Raw genomic sequence first — 13,396 nt, forward strand, 5'->3', positions numbered from 1 at the left:
ACCGCTCCCCTAATATTGCCGTTTTATTCTAATTAATCAGTGGATTCTCACCAAAAAGCCATCGGATTTTTCGCAGCCGGGTTTGCTGTGTGCGGTAACGCTAACTCGGGCAAAGCCATGCTCCACGGGACGATCCAGTTTGCCGCGCACTTCAAATTGGCCGGTGGCGCGAGTGGTGATAATCAGTTCCTTAGGGGAAAAATGGATTTTTGGGCCGCCCAGGCTAACTTCGACGTTAATGGAAGTCGGGGTGGTATTGGCTGAGGCAACCAAAGAAAATTCACTAAACGATTGATTGTATTTGTTTGGTGATGGCTGGAATTCGGAGAAAATAGGCCGGTCGCAACTATGGGTGGCACCTGTATTATTGTAAGCATAAGCGACATTCAGGCTTATACTGAGGGCAACTGCGGCAAGGATTTTATAGCGGCATTTCATATTTTTTCTCCAGAGTCATACGGTGCTGTTAAGGCATTAATGTAGCTTATTGTTTTTGTGTTCCTACCAGCCGGCGGCGGGGTCGGGAACAGGGAGTATAGCAGAGATTAGTTTCGGGCAGATTCGCCTGGCGAGGGTTTTTGCTGCTGGATTAGCGCAGCAGGGAGTTTATTTCAGCCAATCCAAACTCATATCGTCTTTAAGGTTTACCCCGGATATACCGCGTTGTAAAGCTGCCTGACTCAAATACAGTAATTTGGCGGCTGCCACTTGATATGACAGGCCTTCCGGGGGGCGAATATTGGAAATACAATTGCGATCGGCATCGGTTTTGCCGGGATGAGGTTGATAGGTCAGATACACACCCAGACTATCTGCCGCACTGAGGCCGGGACGCTCACCCAGTATAATCACTGCCAGTCGCGCATTAAGTAAATGGCCAATTTCATCAGCAACTGCCACTCTGGCATTATTGAGTAAACAGATGGGGCCCAGGCTTAATGCACTGGTGCTAAAAGCAGCCAATACTGCCTGGAGAAAATCCAGGCCGTGATTGTCAACGGCGGTGGATGACAAACCGTTACTGAGTATCAAAACCACATCGTACGCCACCTTGGGACGGCACTCCAGCTGTTGGCGGCTGGATTCCTGCAAAATTCTGCCTTTATCGGGTCTTTGCAAATATTCTATGCGAGTGCTGACGGCTGTTTCCAGTTGCAAGGTCTGCAAGCCCAGCCGGGTTAATTGTTCGGCAAAGTCTGACCTGTTCCAGGCTTGATGCACGGCATCGCGGGCCGCCGCATGGGCCAGTTGGAAATCCAGCAGGGCGCTGGTCGGCAAACTACATCCTGCCCTGCCCTGAGCGATTCGGGCCTGGGTATAGCGGCGCAGCTGGTACCAGGGATCTTTCATGATTCTCTACCGGTTAAACCCCGAAATTGCGCCAATAAAGGGATATGCCGGCTCTGATCAGCCAAGGCATTGGCGCCATTAAAAATACCCATTTGGTCGAGCCAGGCGGCAAACTCCGGGGCCGGCAGTAAGCCCAATACCTGACGCAAATACAGACAATCGTGAAACGAGGTGCTTTGATAAGCGAGCATCACATCATCGGCCCCAGGAATGCCCATAATAAAATTACAGCCGGCTACCCCCAGTAAGGTGAGCAGATTATCCATATCATTCTGATCGGCTTCGGCATGGTTGGTGTAACAGACATCGCAACCCATCGGCAAACCCAGCAATTTTCCGCAAAAATGATCTTCCAGGCCGGCGCGGATAATTTGTTTGCCATCATACAGGTATTCCGGGCCGATAAAGCCCACCACGGTGTTAACCAATAAAGGCGAAAACTCTCTGGCAACTGCGTAAGCTCTGGCTTCGCAGGTTTGGGCATCAATGCCGTGATGGGCATTGGCGGATAGCGCACTGCCCTGCCCGGTTTCAAAATACATGACATGATCGGTATGGGGATTGCGCCGCAAATCGCTTGCCATGGCTTTAGCCTCTCTTAACAGGCTTAAATCAATCCCAAAACTTCGATTGGCCGCTGCAGTACCGGCTATGGATTGGAATACCAAATCCACCGGTGCGCCGCGTTGCATCAAGGTCATACTGGTGGTGACATGCGACAGCACACAGGATTGACTGGGAATCTGATGCCTATCAATAATTTCATCCAGCAGATTCAATAGGGTGGCGACATTATCCAGATTATCGGTGGCCGGATTAATGCCGATCACGGCATCGCCACTGCCATACAGCAGGCCATCCAGTGTACTGGCAGCAATGCCGCGCGGATCATCAGTGGGATGGTTGGGTTGTAAACGGCTGGACAATCGGCCAGGCAAGCCCAGTGTGGAACGAAACCGGGTGACTACCCGACAGCGTCTGGCCACGGCAATCAAATCCTGATTGCGCATGATCTTGCTGACTGCCGCGGCCATTTCCGGAATAATGGCCCATTTTATTTGCGCCAGGTCACTGGTATCAGCCAATAGCCAGTCCCGAAACTCCCCCACAGACATATTTTTGAAGGGGGCAAAGGCGATACTATCGTGTTGTTGATAGATTAAAGCCGAAACTTCATCGAGTTCCGGATCAATTAGAGGCTGATCTAAAAAGGTTTGTAACGGCAGATCGGCTAAAACCTGCTGGGCAATTGCTCTTTCCAGCTCTGATGCAGCGGCCAGCCCGGCCATTTCATCAGCCGCCCGCCGTGGTGAGGCTTTAGCCAGCAGGGTTTTAAGATCGTGAAAGCCAAAGTGCCGGCCTTTAACAGTTGCGGAATAGCTCATATTCAAAGGTAAGGTTTTGTAACTATCCAGACTTTCTCATGTTGTGTAGACCGTTATAAAACCTTCTCTACTCCAGAGCAGGCGTGCTTGGCCGTTTAGCCAAGCTTATACTGAAGTGAATTTATCAGCTATGAATTTCCAGATACAAAGCCCGGTACTCTTCGGTTAATTTATGCGTGGGGGCATAATGCACCAAAGGCTGGGCATCGGAATGTGATTCACGCACTTTGACCGATGAGGAAATTTTGGCTTCCAGTACCGGCAGACCTTCGGCAATTAATTCTTCTACCAGCTGGCGAGGCAGATTGGCCTGTTTCTGATACTGGTTGACAATAATGCCTTCCACTTCCAGGCCTTGGTTATGATCAGCCTTGACTTCGGCAATGGCACGCATCAGGGTATACAGTGATTCGCGGGCAAAGGTGTCACAATCGAAAGGTATCAGGCATTTTTCTGCCGCGATCAGTGCTGACTGGCTGTAAAAATTCAGCACCGGCGGGGTGTCTATGTAAATATGATCGTAACCTTCCAGTTTTTCCAGGGCTTCTTTGAGCTTAAAGATTTTATAACGTGATTCCAGCCGGCTTTGCAGGGCTTCCAGTTCAGGATGCGAAGGCAAAATATACAGATTGGGAAAAGGTGTTTCATGAATGGCGCTTTCCAGACCTTCCTTTCCACCACCGAATAAACCCAAGCCCAAATTGTCTTTAAAAAAATGGGCAATGGTTTTATCCGCATCCGTTACTTTACTGCCTAACAGATATTGAGTGGAATTGCCCTGAATATCCAAATCAATGACCAGAGTTTTTTTACCTTCCACGGCGCTGATAGCGGCCAGATTGCAGGTGATGGTGGATTTACCCACGCCGCCTTTTTGATTAAAGATTACCCTGCGCATATTCGTCCTCAACACTGGAAATACTGAAAGTTGACATTATAAGGTTAATGTTAGCAATATCAACAACGGCTAAATTTTTTGGCTTGACATGCCGGGCAATCAGGAATAAGGCTGGTGGATTTAAAAGAAATTTGTTTGCCGCATGCATCGCAAACAAAAGTGCCGGGGCCGGCAATATCACCGCTATGATAGGGATGGTATTGTTTGGCGTCCCACTCCAGTTCGGTCAGTTTAAGCCGGGTTTTGTCGGCAATGTCAAAAAAGGCTTTCAGAGCAAAATTTTCTATCAGGTTAAGATCAAATTTTAACCATTCGCTCAGTGAATCCGGCTTGCTGTCTGGCGTATTGATTGCAGCCAGATTAATGTCACGAATGACATAGCCGGCAATTTTATTAATTTCTTCCTGGGTATGCCCCCCCAAAGCGCTGGTTTTTTCCTTCGCGATCTCCAATGCTTCGGCAACACTGTGCAAGGTATCATCCAGTGCTTCGTACAGATGTCCCATCAGATCGTCATAGGTTTTTATTAGTTTGTGTTCGCTCATGGTTTCTCCGATTTAAATCAAGCTTTAGATTTAAGCTTCTGTAAGGTATTCTAGCGCTTTTTTACCAGAAAAGACGAACACCGGATGGAAGAGCATTACAACCCGCAGACGATAGAGCAAAAAATACAGGCCGATTGGGAAGTATCAGGCGTGTACGCCGCCCATGAAAATACCGGCAAGGAAAAATACTACTGTCTGTCCATGTTTCCTTATCCTAGCGGCAAATTGCACATGGGCCATGTCCGCAATTACACCATAGGCGATGTTATCAGCCGGTTTCAGCGGCTGCAGGGCAAACATGTGTTGCAGCCTATGGGTTGGGATGCCTTTGGTTTGCCGGCGGAAAATGCCGCCATGCTCAACAAAGTACATCCGGCTGACTGGACGCATTCCAATATAGACTATATGCGCGATCAGTTGAAACGCCTGGGCTTTGGTTACGACTGGGGGCGGGAGCTGGCGACTTGCGATCCGGATTATTACCGCTGGGAGCAATGGTTCTTCCTGCGCCTGCTGGCCAAAGACCTGGTTTATAAAAAAACCGCTCCGGTTAACTGGTGTCCGCATGATCAGACCGTACTGGCTAACGAACAGGTGATAGACGGTTGTTGCTGGCGTTGTGATACTCCGGTTGAGAAAAAAGAAATTTCGCAGTGGTTTTTAAAAATCACGGCTTATGCCGACGAATTGTTAAGTGCACTGGATGGCCTACCCGGTTGGCCGGAGCAGGTCCGCACCATGCAGGCCAACTGGATAGGCCGCTCTGAAGGCGTAGAAATGGATTTTGGTGTGGCCGGTTTTGAACAGCCGATCCGTATTTACACCACCCGACCTGATACGCTGATGGGCGTAACTTATGTGGCGGTAGCGGCCGAGCATCCGGTTGCCCTGAAAGCGGCTGAAACCAATCCTGAAGTTGCGGCATTTTTGGAAGAATGCAAACACATGGAAACCTCCGAAGCTGCTCTGGAAACCATGGAAAAACGCGGCATTAATTCCGGCTTTGTGGCAGTGCATCCTTTGACTGGTGAAGAAGTACCGGTCTGGATCGCCAATTTTGTCTTAATGAATTACGGCACCGGGGCGGTGATGTCGGTGCCGGCACATGATCAGCGTGATTATGAGTTCGCCAAAAAATATTTGATCGCTATTAAAGCAGTAATTCGCGCCGCCGACGCTGCTGTCGATATTAGTGAACAGGCATTTACCGATAAAGGTGTACTGTTTAATTCCGGCGAGTTTGATGGCTTGAATTCTGCCGAGGCATTTTCTGCCATTGCCGCCAAACTATCCGACCTGGGCAAGGGCGAACGTAAAACCAATTTCCGGTTGCGCGACTGGGGTGTATCCCGGCAACGTTACTGGGGGGCGCCGATTCCGGTGATTTATTGCGATGATTGCGGTACCGTGCCGGTGCCGGATGATCAGTTACCGATCACTTTGCCGCGTGATGTGGTGCTGGATGGCTCACAAGCGCCGCTGGCTGCCCATCCAACCTTCCCACATACGACTTGTCCGCAATGCGGCAAAGCAGCTCGCCGTGAAACCGACACCTTCGATACCTTTATGGAATCGTCCTGGTATTTTGCCCGTTACGCCAGCGCCGATGCCACTAGCGGCATGCTGGATGAACGCGCCAATTATTGGCTGCCGGTGGATTACTATATCGGCGGCATAGAACACGCTATTCTGCATTTGCTGTATGCACGGTTTTATACCAAGTTGCTACGCGATGAAGGTCTGGTGGCTTGCGACGAGCCGTTCAAAAATCTGTTGACCCAGGGTATGGTGGTGGCGGAAACGTTTTATCAGTTTGATGAACACGGCCATAAAGTGTATTTCAATCTAACCCAGATTGACGTGGAACGGGACAGCAAAGGCAAAATTATCAGCGCCAAATTATTGAGCGATGGTTCGCCGGTGACGGTGGGTGCCGTGGAAAAAATGTCCAAATCCAAAAATAACGGCGTTGATCCGCAAGTATTGATTGATAAATACGGTGCCGATACCGTGCGCCTGTACACCATGTTTACCTCACCACCTGAGCAATCTCTGGAATGGAACGATGCCGGCGTGGAAGGCGCTTTCCGCTTCCTGAAACGCTTGTGGCGTTTGGTGCATCAGCATGTGGCAAGTGGTATTCCGGCAGCACTGGAGGTGGCGACTTTGACCGATGCCCAGAAAGATCTGCGCCGCCAATTGCATCATACTTTGCAAAAAGTGACCGATGACATGGCTCGCCGCCATACTTTTAACACTGCGATTGCGGTGAATATGGAGTTATTGAACGCGCTGGCCAAATTTGAAGATGACAGCAACAATGGTCTGGCCGTGCGCCAGGAAGTGCTGGAGTTTGTGGTGCTGATGCTGTCGCCCATTATTCCGCATATCAGCCAGCAACTCTGGGGACATTTGGGCCACGCTAGCGATATTGTCACGGCTGACTGGCCGGTACTGGATGAAACTGCCCTGCAGCAGGATGCCATTGAGATGGTGATACAGGTGAACGGCAAGTTGCGCGGCAAGTTTTCGGTAGCGGTAACCGCTTCCAAAGCAGATATTGAAGCGCTGGTCTTGGCAGATGAACATGTTCAGCGGTATATTGATGGCAAACCCATCAAAAAATTGATTGTGGTACCGCAAAAACTGGTCAATATCGTTGTTTAATAACAGTTTCAGCAAGGCTTAACCATGAAACAGGCTATCGGCGGCATATTATTGTTCTGCGCACTACTAAGCGGTTGCGGCTATCATTTGCGCGGCTCGCTGGATTTACCGGAATCGCTGCGCAATGTCTATATGGCGGGGGCATCGGCTTCATTGCAATCGGAAATGGTATCCATGCTGCGTGCCTCCAAAGCCAAACTGTCGGATACCACCATGAATGCCGGTATTATTCTGAAAGTGCTGAAAGAGGATATGAGTAACCGGGTATTATCTATCGGCACCACCGGTAAATCCACCGAATCCGAATTGAATTATTATCTGCGCTTTCAGTTTTATGATAACCAGGATAAGCCTTTGATGGACGAACAAACCATCGAAATTGCCCGCGAGTATTTTAACGACCAAACCGCAGTACTGGCTAAATCCAACGAAGACCTGACCATCCGCGCCGAGATTTATAAGCAGGCAGCCCGCATGTTGATGGCCCGTGCCGGTATTGCCATTGAAAATCAAAAAAAATAAGGATGCAGATCAAGCTTGAGCAATTGACGGCAGGCTTGAGCAAACAACTGCTGCCGGTTTATTTGATTAGTGGCGATGAGCCCCTGCAAGTGGGTGAGGCTGCCGATGATATCCGCAAAGCCGCCCGGCAGGCCGGGTACGGCAATCGCGAAGTGCTGGCCATAGATGATACTAATCACTGGCAGGAATTGCTGACCGAAGCGGACAGTTTATCCATTTTTGCTGATAAAAAACTGATTGATTTGCGGCTGCCTTCTGCCAAGCCCGGCCTGGAAGGCAGTAAAACCTTGGTTAGTTATTGCCGGAATTTACCGGAACACACCATATTGTTAATCACTATGGGTAAGCTGGAAAGCACTGCCTTAAAAGCACAATGGTATCAAGCCATAGACGCTGTGGGTGGCACCGTGCGGGTTTGGCCCCTGCAAGGCCAGGATTTGCTGAACTGGTTACAACGCCGAGCTGAACGGCGCGGAATGCATTTTGAAACCGAAGCCTTACGGATATTGGCCGGGCGCATAGAAGGCAATCTGCTGGCCGCCGCGCAGGAAATAGAAAAACTTTATATCCAGCATGGTGAACAACGAATCACTAAAGCAATTATCGAAGCGGATGTGGCGGACAGTGCCCGTTTTGATGTGTTTAAACTAAGCGATGCCTTGTTGGCCGGCAGCCTGAACCGGGTGACGAAAATCCTGCATGGTTTGCAGGCCGAAGCGGTGGCAGCACCCGTGGTATTGTGGGCGCTAAGCCGAGAAGCCCGATTATTGTTAAACCTGCATACTGAACTCAAATCATCTGCACACCCAGAAACTGTTTTTAAGAAACTACAGGTTTGGGACATGCGCAAGTCTGCGGTGCAGGCCGCCCTAGCCCGGCTTAAAATGGCGGATGTGCAATATATTTTGCAAAATTGCACCCTGGCTGATCAGCAGATCAAGGGTCAACTGGCTGGTGACAGCTGGGAAAAATTATTTGAAATTTGTGTATTGTTTTGTCAGCCGGCCCTACCGCGTTTGCGTGCTTGATGAGTTACGAACTTTACCAGTTTGATGGTGTCCACTGGCTGACGTTATAATAATTGGTTAAGGTTTTAACATTCCAGTTCCAGAGCATGGAGTCGCATTGGCAAACCGGCCTTACCACGGGTAAGACCCACTTTTGTGCTTTTTCATTTTTACATGTGTAATTTATGTCTGATAGTCGGCTAACAAGCCCCTTGATTGACCGTTTTGGCCGGGTAGTCAACTATTTACGGGTGTCTGTCACAGATCGCTGCGATTTCCGTTGTGTGTACTGCATGTCGGAAACCATGCAGTTTTTACCGCGTGCGCATATATTAACGCTGGAAGAAATTCAGTTTATCTGTCAGACCTTTGTGGAACTGGGTGTCACTAAAATACGCATTACCGGTGGTGAACCGCTGGTACGGCAAGGTGTATTAGGTTTATTGCAGGAGTTGGGCCGCTTACCCGGCTTAAATGAGCTGGTGATGACCACTAATGGTTCCAGACTGGCGCAAATGGCCGACCAAATTAAAGCCGCCGGCGTGAAACGCCTGAACATCAGCCTGGATACGCTGGATGCGGCCAAGTTTAAGGCCATTACCCGTACCGGTGATATTGAGCAGGTACTGATGGGCATTAATGCGGCGCGTACTGCCGGTTTTAACAAAATTAAACTGAATGCAGTGATTCTCAAAAACCGCAACCATCATGAAGTGACTGATCTGGTGCAGTTTGCCGTGGATAAAGAACTGGATATCAGCTTTATTGAAGAAATGCCCTTGGGCGTGATAGACGAACATCAACGCAGCGAATGTTATTACCCCAGTCATTTGATCAAAAGTGACTTGCAAAACCGTTTCGAGCTGAATGCAGTTACAGACAGTACCGGTGGCCCATCCAGTTACTTTAAAGTGCAGGACAGTCATACCCGTGTGGGCTTTATTTCCCCGCATAGCGCCAATTTTTGCAGCACTTGCAACCGGGTACGTCTGACTGCCGAAGGCCGCTTATTGCTGTGTCTGGGCAATGAAGACTCGGTGGACTTAAAAGCCGTGGTCAGAGCTTATCCCGGCGATATGGATAGGCTGAAACAAACCATCATAGCGGCTATGCAAATCAAGCCGGAAAAACATACCTTTAATATCCACGAACAAGCTATTATCATGCGCCACATGAGCGCAACCGGCGGTTGAGCAGCCACCCAAGAGAAGAGATTATGTCAGTCAATAAAGCCGATCAAATTATCGCCCAGGCCCGGCGTTATAAAGAAGACCGCGAAAAAGGTTACCGGGAACAGGCTTTAAAACTTTATCCCTGGATTTGCGGACGCTGTACCCGCGAGTTTGACCATAAGAACCTGCGCGAACTGACGGTACATCATCGTGACCATAATCACGACAATAACCCGGGAGATGGCAGCAACTGGGAATTGTTATGCGTGTATTGTCATGATAACGAGCACCAGCGTTTTGAAGAACAGGTTCGCTACGGCAGCAAGGGCGGCGGAACCGACAGCAAATCTCCGGTGGCAACCTTTAGTCCATTTGCCGATCTGAAAAAAATGATGCAGAAGGACTAATGCAAAAATGTATTTGGGCTTTAGCCAGTGCCGCTGAGGAACAGTATCACGACCAGGAATGGGGCGTACCGCTGTACGACGACCATAAACTCTTCGAGTTTTTGATTTTAGAGGGTGCACAGGCCGGTTTGAGCTGGCGAACCATTCTGAATAAACGCGACAGCTACCGACTGGCGTTTGATCAATTTGATGCGCAAAAAATGGCCGCTTATGATGAAACCAAACTGGCTGAGCTGCAGTTGAATCCAGGCATTATCAGAAACCGTTTGAAAATCCGCGCCGCTGCGCTTAATGCCCAGGCCTTTGTCAACATCCAGGCCCAGTATGGCAGTTTTGCCGAGTATATCTGGCAGTTTGTGGACGGTAAACCCCGCCAGAACCATTGGCAAAGCCATGCCGACATCCCTGCGTTCAGTCCGGAATCGGAACACATGAGCAAAGCTTTAACCAAACAGGGCTTTAAATTTGTCGGCAAAACCATTTGTTATGCCTATATGCAGGCGGTGGGTATGGTCAACGATCATACCGTGACTTGCTATCGACACAGTCAGTTGTCATGACTCAAATCACTGATTATCAGGCTTTGCTGAGCACCCAAAAAAGCCTGCAACTGGCAACCAGCAGCCCGGACGGCAACGCCGACATTAGTTACGCGCCGTTTACGCTGGATGACAACCGGTTTTATATCTATGTCAGCGCCTTGGCCAAACATACTGCCAATATGCTGCACAGCGGCCAGGCCGGAGTGTTAATCATCCAGCCGGAAGCCGAAGCCGACAATATCTTTGCCCGGCGGCGGCTAAGCTTTAATTGCCGGGTGCAGGAAATCAGCAAAGGCTTACCAGACTATGCCCGGCTGTTAGAGTTGATGCAGCAACGCTTTGGCAACATCATTGGGCTATTGAGCAGCCTGCCGGATTTTCACCTATTGCAGTTAAGCCCGCAAACCGGGCTGTATGTGGCCGGGTTTGGCAAAGCCATGACAGTGGATTTAAGTTTGGGCCTGGCTGCTGCCGGGTAGGCAGCTGGATATAGTATAATAACGGCTTGGGCTACTTGCGCCTGTTTCCGCATATAAAGTCCCGGTAGCTCAGCTGGATAGAGCAGCCCCCTCCTAAGGGGCAGGTCGGACGTTCAAATCGTCTCCGGGACGCCAAGTTTATCAATGCGTTATCAAGAATAACAATGCATCGATAATTGACCAAGGGACACTGGCGGGACATTTCAAATCAAAAAACCGCAGCATTTGACAAAAATACTGTCCAAACGTATTTAAACAGGAAGTCCAGAATGACCAGCACCCAACAACGCGCCGCACTGCAACGCCAAATCTGGCAAATCGCCAATGAGGTACGAGGCGCAGTCGATGGCTGGGATTTCAAGCAATATGTACTGGGCACCCTATTTTATCGCTTTATCAGTGAAAACTTTGCCGGCTACATCGAAGGCGGTGACGGCAGCATCAACTATGCAGAACTTCCCGACAGTGTCATCACCCCGGAAATCAAAGACGATGCCATCAAAACCAAGGGCTACTTCATCTACCCCAGTCAGTTGTTTACAAATGTTGCTGCGGGCGCCAATACCAACGACAGCTTGAATACGAATTTGGCCACCATCTTTGCCGCCATCGAAAGCTCCGCCAGCAGTTACCCATCAGAGCGTGATATTAAAGGCCTGTTTGCTGATTTTGATACCACCAGCAACCGACTAGGTAACACCGTGACCGACAAAAACAGCCGATTGGCCGCCGTACTCAAAGGTGTGTCCGGGTTGGATTTTGGCGATTTTGACGGCAGCCACATTGACTTGTTTGGCGATGCCTACGAATTTTTAATCTCCAACTACGCCGCCAATGCCGGTAAATCCGGTGGCGAGTTTTTTACCCCGCAACACGTGTCCAAGCTGATTGCGCAACTGGCCATGCACCAGCAAACCAGCGTTAATAAAATTTATGACCCCGCCTGTGGTTCCGGCTCACTGCTGCTGCAAGCCAAAAAGCATTTTGACGCCCACATTATTGACGACGGTTTTTTTGGTCAGGAAATCAATCACACCACCTACAACCTGGCGCGGATGAACATGTTTTTGCATAACATCAACTACGACAAGTTCAATATTCAGTTGGGCAATACCCTGATCAACCCGCACTTTGGTGATGACAAACCCTTTGATGCCATTGTCTCCAACCCACCTTACTCGGTAAAATGGATAGGCAGCGATGACCCCACCCTGATTAACGACGAACGCTTTGCCCCGGCTGGCGTATTAGCCCCTAAATCTAAAGCCGACTTTGCCTTTGTGCTGCATGCGCTGAGTTACCTCTCCGGCAAAGGTCGCGCCGCTATTGTCTGCTTCCCCGGTATTTTTTACCGTGGTGGCGCCGAGCAGAAAATCCGCCAATATCTGGTGGATAACAACTATGTCGAGACCATCATCTCACTCGCGCCCAACCTGTTTTTTGGCACCACCATCGCCGTGAATATTTTGGTGCTGTCCAAACACAAAACCGACACCAATATCCAGTTTATTGATGCCAGCGGCCTATTTAAAAAGGAAACCAATAACAATCTGCTGACTGACCAGCACATCGAACAGATCATGCAGGTGTTCGATAGCAAAACGGATGTTGAACATTTTGCCAAGTCGGTGAATTTTGCTGCCATTGCCGCCAGCGACTACAACCTGAGTGTGAGCAACTACGTCGAAGCCAAAGACAACCGCGAAGTGGTGGATATTGCTCAGCTCAATGCCGAACTGAAAATTACGGTGGCAAAAATCGACCGACTGCGGGCGGAGATTGATGCCATTATGGCGGAGATTAAAGGAGATACTACATGATTTTGGAAAATAAACTAAACATCACCCATCAAGTTGAGCTTGCCAAGACGGAAGAAAAAATCAGCAAGCAAAAGGCCAGACAGCTGTTTGACTCTGGCGATATTAACCAGGTGGATGTGGGTAAATTTTCCGGGTTGGCATTTATCCATAGCTATTTGTTTGGGGATATTTATGAGTTTGCCGGCAAACTCCGCGACGTGAATATAGCCAAAGGCAACTTTCGTTTCGCGCCGCTAATGTATTTAGAGCCATCGTTAAAACATATTGACTCTATGCCACAAGGCAGTTTTGCTGAAATTATCGAAAAATATGTCGAAATGAATATTGCCCACCCGTTTCGCGAGGGCAATGGTCGTGCCGCCCGCATCTGGCTTGACCTGATGCTGAAAACAGAAATTAAAAAAGTGGTGGACTGGAACTTGGTGGACAAGGAGGAATATCTGTCCGCCATGCAACGCAGTGTGGTGAGAGATGTTGAAATTAAAGCCCTGCTCAAACCAGCCTTAACCGATCAAATTGATGACCGCGCCCTGTTTATGAAGGGTATTGATGTGAGCTATTACTACGAAGGCTATAGTGAATTTAAAACTGAGGAACTGTAG

14 protein-coding genes and 1 tRNA gene are annotated in these 13,396 nt (G+C 49.3%); 10 read left to right on the top strand and 5 right to left on the bottom strand.

What is annotated here, in order from left to right; translation table 11 throughout:
• Nucleotides 1-36: 36 nt before the first annotated feature.
• The 5 genes from KEF85_RS10110 to KEF85_RS10130 form a co-directional block, all read right to left on the bottom strand.
• Nucleotides 37-438: a hypothetical protein gene (locus KEF85_RS10110; RefSeq protein ID WP_215580128.1), complete on the bottom strand. Its 402-nt coding sequence runs from the start codon at nucleotides 436-438 to the stop codon at nucleotides 37-39.
• A 168-nt stretch (nucleotides 439-606) separates the two neighbouring features.
• Nucleotides 607-1,350: an ethanolamine ammonia-lyase subunit EutC gene (gene eutC / locus KEF85_RS10115; protein WP_215580130.1), complete on the bottom strand. Its 744-nt coding sequence runs from the start codon at nucleotides 1,348-1,350 to the stop codon at nucleotides 607-609.
• On the bottom strand, nucleotides 1,347-2,735 hold the full coding sequence (locus KEF85_RS10120) for an ethanolamine ammonia-lyase subunit EutB (RefSeq protein WP_215580132.1): 1,389 nt from the start codon (nucleotides 2,733-2,735) through the stop codon (nucleotides 1,347-1,349). The genes eutC and KEF85_RS10120 overlap by 4 nt, the downstream gene beginning before the upstream one ends.
• Before the next feature lie 124 nt (nucleotides 2,736-2,859).
• Nucleotides 2,860-3,633, bottom strand: a complete 774-nt coding sequence (locus tag KEF85_RS10125; RefSeq protein WP_215580134.1) for a ParA family protein — start codon at nucleotides 3,631-3,633, stop codon at nucleotides 2,860-2,862.
• 59 nt (nucleotides 3,634-3,692) lie between these two features.
• A complete protein-coding gene (locus KEF85_RS10130) occupies nucleotides 3,693-4,178 on the bottom strand; it encodes a zinc ribbon-containing protein (protein ID WP_215580135.1) in 486 nt (161 codons plus the stop codon).
• An 84-nt stretch (nucleotides 4,179-4,262) separates the two neighbouring features.
• Between KEF85_RS10130 and leuS the strand changes: the two genes are divergently transcribed.
• The 10 genes from leuS to fic all read left to right on the top strand — a co-directional run bounded on the left by leuS (nucleotide 4,263) and on the right by fic (nucleotide 13,396).
• Nucleotides 4,263-6,845: a leucine--tRNA ligase gene (gene leuS, locus KEF85_RS10135; protein ID WP_215580137.1), complete on the top strand. Its 2,583-nt coding sequence runs from the start codon at nucleotides 4,263-4,265 to the stop codon at nucleotides 6,843-6,845.
• A 24-nt stretch (nucleotides 6,846-6,869) separates the two neighbouring features.
• Nucleotides 6,870-7,367: an LPS-assembly lipoprotein LptE gene (locus KEF85_RS10140; protein WP_215580139.1), complete on the top strand. Its 498-nt coding sequence runs from the start codon at nucleotides 6,870-6,872 to the stop codon at nucleotides 7,365-7,367.
• 2 nt (nucleotides 7,368-7,369) lie between these two features.
• Nucleotides 7,370-8,395, top strand: coding sequence for a DNA polymerase III subunit delta (holA, locus tag KEF85_RS10145; protein ID WP_215580141.1), 1,026 nt, complete (start codon nucleotides 7,370-7,372; stop codon nucleotides 8,393-8,395).
• Nucleotides 8,396-8,559: 164 nt separating this feature from the next.
• Complete coding sequence (moaA, locus tag KEF85_RS10150; protein ID WP_215580143.1) at nucleotides 8,560-9,567, top strand: GTP 3',8-cyclase MoaA; 1,008 nt, start codon at nucleotides 8,560-8,562, stop codon at nucleotides 9,565-9,567.
• A gap of 23 nt (nucleotides 9,568-9,590) precedes the next feature.
• Nucleotides 9,591-9,953: a YajD family HNH nuclease gene (locus KEF85_RS10155; protein WP_215580145.1), complete on the top strand. Its 363-nt coding sequence runs from the start codon at nucleotides 9,591-9,593 to the stop codon at nucleotides 9,951-9,953.
• Nucleotides 9,953-10,513 (top strand): DNA-3-methyladenine glycosylase I, encoded by a 561-nt coding sequence (locus KEF85_RS10160; RefSeq protein WP_215580147.1) that lies wholly within the window; start codon nucleotides 9,953-9,955, stop codon nucleotides 10,511-10,513. Before KEF85_RS10155 ends, KEF85_RS10160 begins: the two co-directional genes overlap by 1 nt.
• Complete coding sequence (locus tag KEF85_RS10165; protein ID WP_215580150.1) at nucleotides 10,510-10,974, top strand: HugZ family pyridoxamine 5'-phosphate oxidase; 465 nt, start codon at nucleotides 10,510-10,512, stop codon at nucleotides 10,972-10,974. The genes KEF85_RS10160 and KEF85_RS10165 overlap by 4 nt, the downstream gene beginning before the upstream one ends.
• 58 nt (nucleotides 10,975-11,032) lie before the next feature.
• Nucleotides 11,033-11,109: transfer RNA gene (locus tag KEF85_RS10170), tRNA-Arg, on the top strand.
• A 134-nt stretch (nucleotides 11,110-11,243) separates the two neighbouring features.
• A complete protein-coding gene (locus KEF85_RS10175; RefSeq protein WP_215580152.1) occupies nucleotides 11,244-12,794 on the top strand; it encodes a type I restriction-modification system subunit M in 1,551 nt (516 codons plus the stop codon).
• On the top strand, nucleotides 12,791-13,396 hold the full coding sequence (gene fic / locus KEF85_RS10180; RefSeq protein WP_215580154.1) for a protein adenylyltransferase Fic: 606 nt from the start codon (nucleotides 12,791-12,793) through the stop codon (nucleotides 13,394-13,396). The genes KEF85_RS10175 and fic overlap by 4 nt, the downstream gene beginning before the upstream one ends.

Source organism: Methylomonas paludis (assembly GCF_018734325.1).
GTDB lineage: Bacteria > Pseudomonadota > Gammaproteobacteria > Methylococcales > Methylomonadaceae > Methylomonas > Methylomonas paludis.